Source organism: Streptomyces atratus, assembly GCF_900119365.1.
Lineage (GTDB): Bacteria > Actinomycetota > Actinomycetes > Streptomycetales > Streptomycetaceae > Streptomyces > Streptomyces atratus_B.
In genome coordinates this window covers 1-5,380 of record NZ_FPJO01000076.1, presented here as the reverse complement: position 1 = coordinate 5,380, position 5,380 = coordinate 1, and the positions used below count along the sequence as shown (strand labels likewise).

At 70.1% G+C, this 5,380-nt stretch carries 4 protein-coding genes; all 4 read left to right on the top strand.

Annotation, left to right across the window (positions count from 1 at the left end; genetic code table 11):
* Positions 1-56: 56 nt before the first annotated feature.
* Positions 57-2,129: a peptidase C14 gene (locus BT364_RS38670; RefSeq protein ID WP_256260431.1), complete on the top strand. Its 2,073-nt coding sequence runs from the start codon at positions 57-59 to the stop codon at positions 2,127-2,129.
* Between the two features lie 28 nt (positions 2,130-2,157).
* The gene (locus BT364_RS38665; protein ID WP_072489794.1) at positions 2,158-3,414 is read left to right on the top strand and encodes a Gfo/Idh/MocA family protein; all 1,257 of its coding nucleotides are present in this window, start codon (positions 2,158-2,160) and stop codon (positions 3,412-3,414) included.
* A 47-nt stretch (positions 3,415-3,461) separates the two neighbouring features.
* Positions 3,462-4,718, top strand: coding sequence for an extracellular solute-binding protein (locus tag BT364_RS38660; protein ID WP_072489793.1), 1,257 nt, complete (start codon positions 3,462-3,464; stop codon positions 4,716-4,718).
* A 108-nt stretch (positions 4,719-4,826) separates the two neighbouring features.
* Positions 4,827-5,380 (top strand): carbohydrate ABC transporter permease (locus BT364_RS38655; protein ID WP_143166634.1); only part of this gene is annotated, 554 nt, incomplete at its 3' end.

Below are 5,380 nucleotides of genomic sequence, written 5' to 3'. Positions count from 1 at the left end.
CCTCCGCCTCGTCCCGCCGGAATCTGTTGCGGGCTTCGGGTCTGGCCGGTCTGGTCATGGCCGGCTCGGCCGTGGCCGCCGGCTCCGCCCAGGCCGCGCCCTCGCACACCGGTGATGTGCTCCGGGTCGACACCGTCGCCGCACTGCGCGCGCTGAACACCAAGCCGCTCGACGACGGCACCCAGGTCCTGATCGCCGGCTACCACACCCCCGGCGACGGCGGCACCATGGCCGTGCGCTGGGACAAGAAGTCCGACACCGCCCACAACGGCGGCACCGTCATCGCCCCCACGGGCAAGAACACCACCGGCCGCTGGCACCAGCTCCACACCGGAACCCTCGACTTCCGCACCTTCGGCCACTTCGACGCGAAGACCCCCGCCGACGCCGCCCTCGACGCCATGATCGCCGACACCAGCGTCCACCGCATCGAGGGCCACACCGACCTCCTGTTCACCCAACGCCACCTCTTCAACCGCTCGAACATCGAACTCGACTTCGGCGGCCACCGCATACGCACCGAGAACATCGAGAAGAACACCCACGACAACCCCTTCGGCGCCGTCCTCTCCTTCCGCGGCACCGTCACCGACACCACCGTCGAGCACACCCTGAGCGCGGCGATGCCGGACCTCTCGGACCTCTTCGAGGTCGGCGACTCGTCCGAGTTCGCCGTCGGCCAGTGGTGGGCCGTGGAGATCAACGCCCTGGCGGGGAAGTACGAGAAGGAGATCCAGCGTCTCGTCCAGGTCACCGATGTCGTCGACTCCACCCGCATCCGGGTCAACTACCAGATCGGCTGGGACCTGGCCGCTGGCCGCAAGCTGACCTGGACCCGCGTCGAGCCCGTCGACCGCGCCCACGTCCGCAACATGGTCTTCGAGGGCTGGGGCGAGGACGAGATGACCGGCTCGCACCCGGTCGCGTACGAGTACGCGGTGCGCTGCGACGTCTCCGGGATCGAGGCCATCGGCACCTTCTGGCCGGTCGTGATGCGCCGCTGGTGCACGTACTACCGCACCGAGCAGTGCTCGCTGACCAACCCGAAGTCCGTCACCTACGGCGGCGCGGGCTACCTCACCCAGCAGATCTACTGCCTGTACGGGCACGTGGAGGACTGTCACACCTCCAACGCCCGCCACCTCAACGACTTCACGGCCTCCGCCTACTGCTACGTCACCAACTGCCACGGCGACGGTGACGACGAGGGCCCGTTCGTGACCCACGGTCAGTTCGAGCACGACCTCGTCTACACCGGCAACTCCGGGCTGATGACCTTCGCCAACTCCGGTGCCGCCTGGGGCGGCAGGGCCAAGCGGATCACCGTACGCCGGCACGCCTGCTCCTGGTTCGTGGCCCGGGTCAAGATCACCGATCTGACCCTGGAGGACGTCCTGGTCATCGGCAAGAAGTCGCTCGCCGGCTCCGGAATGCTCTGGGTCAACGCCGACGGTGTGCAGATGCGCGGCTGTACGGCCACCGGTCCGCTGATCGTCTCCCGGGCCTCCGACCTCTCCGCCCGCCCCAATGTGATCGCCGACTCCTCGTTCGCGTTCGCGGCGGGCGCGGAGATCACCCAGGCCAACGTCACCGCCCCGCTCACCCTCCAGCGCTCCACCCTGAAGGGCGTCGACGGCGCGGTCCTCAACGGCACCGGCCCGCTCACCCTGGACCAGTGCACGCTGACCGGCTCCGAGGACACCGCCCCGGTCTCGCTCGCGCACACCGACATCACCGTGCTCGGCGGCGAACTCCGCGACACCGGGCTGAAGCTGACCTCGGCGAAGGACCAGCGACTGCGCGTCGACGGAACCCGGCTGAGCGGCACCAACAAGGACGGCGCCCTGCTCGCCCGCACCGGCTCCGGACGGACCGTCGACTGGCAGCTCACCGGCCTCGACTCGGCCGCGCCCAAGGGCACCGCCCATGTGCTGGTCACCGAGGGCCCCAACCGCTACCGGGCCACCGGCTCCACCTTCACCGGCGGCCGGCTCGAACTGCGGCCCGCGGCGTTCACCGGCGACAGCCACCTGCTGCACACCGGCTGCGTCGAGGACGGCACCGAGCGCACCGCGCTGCCGGACGAGGGCGGCCGCGTCGCCCACACCGCGGCCACGCTGCGCATCTGACCACCCCCATCGAGCACCAGGGATTCCCGTGTCCACGCATACCCCGATCACCGGCCGGCCCGTACGGGTCGCGCTCGTCGGCGCCGGCAACCGCGGTCTGACGTACGCCGAGTGGATCAAGGCGCACCCCGAGCGCGCCGAGCTCGTCGCCGTCGCCGATCCGCGCCCCGCGGCGCGGGCCGCCGCCGGCGCACCCGTCGAGTTCGACGACTGGCGGCCGCTGGTCGAGAACCGCATCGCCGACGCCGTCGTCGTCGCCACCCAGGACCGCTTCCATGTGGAGCCGGTGCTGGCGCTGGCCGAGGCCGGCTACGCGATCCTCGCCGAGAAGCCCCTCGCCCCGACCGAGGAGGAGACCCGGCGGATCGTCGAGGGCGTGGAGCGGGCCGGGGTCCTGTTCGCGGTGTGCCATGTCATGCGGTACACCCCGTACACCGACCTGGTGAAGGAGGTCGTGGACTCCGGCGTGCTCGGTGAGCTGGTCTCCCTCGACCATCTGGAGCCGGTCGGCTGGTGGCACTACGCCCACAGCTATGTGCGCGGGCCGTGGCGCAGCGAGAAGGACTCCTCGCCGATGCTGCTCGCCAAGTCCTGCCACGACCTGGACTGGATCACGTACGTGATGGGCGGCCGGATCGAGCAGGTCTCCAGCTTCGGCGGGCTGAAGCACTTCCGGCCCGAGAACGCCCCGGCCGGTTCCGCCGGGCGCTGCCTCGACTGTGCGGTCGAGTCCGACTGCCCGTACAGCGCGCTGAAGCTCTACATGCCGACGCTGCGCGAGAAGGGCGCGGTCTGGCCGGTCACCCATGTCACCGAGGCGACCGACGAGGCCGGTCTCGTGCAGGCGCTGCGCGAGGGCCCGTACGGCGTCTGCGCGTACCGCGGCGACAACGACGTGGTCGACCACCAGGTCCTCGCCATGCAGCTGACGGACGGGGTGACCGCCACCTTCCAGATGGTGGCATTCACCGAGCAGACGCACCGCCAGACCCGGATCTTCGGCTCGCACGGCTGGCTGATCGGCGACGGCGAGCGGGTCACGGTGCAGGACTTCCGGACCGGCGAGTCCACCGTCCATGAACTCGGCGCCTCCGGTTCGAACGCGGCGGACGGGCACGGTGGCGGGGACGCCGCGCTCGTCGACGCGTTCGTCACCGCCGTCGCCACGGGTGACGCCGGAGCGGTCCGCTCCGGTCCCGCCACCTCGCTCGGCAGTCATCTCGCGGCGTTCGCCGCCGAACGTGCCCGGCACACCGGCACCGTCCAGACGGTCCCGGCGCAGTGACTCCCTCTCTTCCCGGCCCCACCCTCACGTCCTCGGAGGACCACCTCATGTCCCGTCTCCTCACCCGCCGTTCCAGAGTCCGTGCCGTGGCCGCCCCCGTGGTGGCGACCGCGCTCGCCGCCGGTGTGCTGGCCGGCTGTTCCGGCAGCGGCAGCGACGACAACACCGTCACCATGTGGACCTACCCGGTCATCTTCGACGAGGCCAAGAACAAGGCGTACTGGGACGGCCTGGTCAAGGCGTTCGAGAAGGAGCACTCGGGCGTCAAGGTGAAGGTGGAGACCTTCCCGTGGGCCAACCGCGACACCGCGCTGGCCACCGCGATCGCCTCCGGCAAGGGCCCGGACGCGGTCTACCTGATCCCGGACCAGCTGCCGAAGTACGCCAAGAACATCGTCCCGGCCGACGACTACATGCCGGCCGACGCCAAGTCGGACTACACGGACTTCGCGCTGAAGTCCGTCACGGTCGACGGCAAGGCCCTCGGCACCCCGATCCTGACCAGCGCCAACCCGCTGATCTGCGACAAGCGGGTGTTCGCCGCGATCGGCGAGAAGAACTACCCGACGAGCTGGGCGGAGCTGGAGGCGCTGGCCCCGAAGCTGAAGGAGAAGGGGTACTACGCCACCAGCTACAGCGGTGACACCCAGCAGACCCTGAACATGACCTTCTACCCGCTGCTGTGGCAGGCCGGCGGAGACGTGTTCTCCGAGGACGGCAAGAACGTCACCTTCAACGACGCGGCCGGCGTCAAGGCGCTGACATACCTGAAGAAGCTCGTCGACGGCGGCTACACCGACAAGGACCTGGTCACCACCACGCCCAAGCTGGAGCAGACCCCGACCGCCAAGGGCAAGATCGCCTGCACCTGGCAGAACACCCCGGCGGACGTCGAGCCGTTCTGGGGCAAGGAGAACATCGTCGTCCAGCCGCCGCTGAAGGACGCGAAGTCGGTCGGCTACGGCACCGTCGGCGCGCTGTCCATGCTCAAGGGGGCCGACGTCAAGGCGGCTGGAGAGTGGATCTCGTTCGTCGCCGAGGCAAAGAACGCCGCCGGGCTGGAGAAGCAGTCCGGTACCTTCCCGGCCCGCACCTCCGCCGGGAACCTCTATCCCGACGACAAGATCCTCACCGCCGTCGCCGACACACTCCCGGCCATGGAGGTCGGGCCGCTGGAGGAGAAGTCCCGTGAGGTGATGGGCGTCCTCGCCCCGGAGATCCAGGCCGCGATGCTCGGCAAGAAGTCTCCCCGGCAGGCCCTCGACGACGCTGCCAAGGCGGCCGGTCCGCTGCTCGGTCGCTGACACCGGCGCCCCCGCCCGTCCGCCGAACCACACGCCCGGCGGACGGGGGGACCACCGCTCCCCGCTCCCTGCTCCCCGCACCCCGCACCCCGCACAGAGGAGGTCACCGTGGCAGTCGTCGCGGAACCAACCCGCCGGGGCCGTCGCAGCGGGCCGCAGGCGCGCCGCGAGGCCCGGATCGGCCTGCTCTTCGTCCTCCCCTGCTTCCTGCTCTTCCTGGCGTTCCGGTTCGGTCCGGGCATCGCCGGAGTGCTGATGAGCTTCACCGACTACACGCTCACGGGCGGCGGCAGCTTCATCGGGCTGGACAACTTCACCCGCCTCTGGGACGACCCGCTGTTCTGGCAGGCGCTGAAGGTCACGGTCCTCTACACCGTGCTCGCGGTGCCGGGCACGCTGATCGCCTCGGTGTCCCTGGCGCTGATCACCCGCCGCGCGTTCCGCGGCGCCAAGTTCTTCCGTTCGGTGTTCTTCCTGCCGGTCGTCACCTCGCTGGTGCTGGCCGCCACCGTGTTCGTCTGGATCTTCTCGACCGGTGGGCCGTGGTCCACCCTGATGAGCTGGTTCGGGATGTCCGAGGGCTCCTGGCTCTCCGACGACGTGCTGGTGCTGCCCGCGCTCGCGATCGTCGGCGTCTGGTCCCGCTTCGGATACGGGATGCT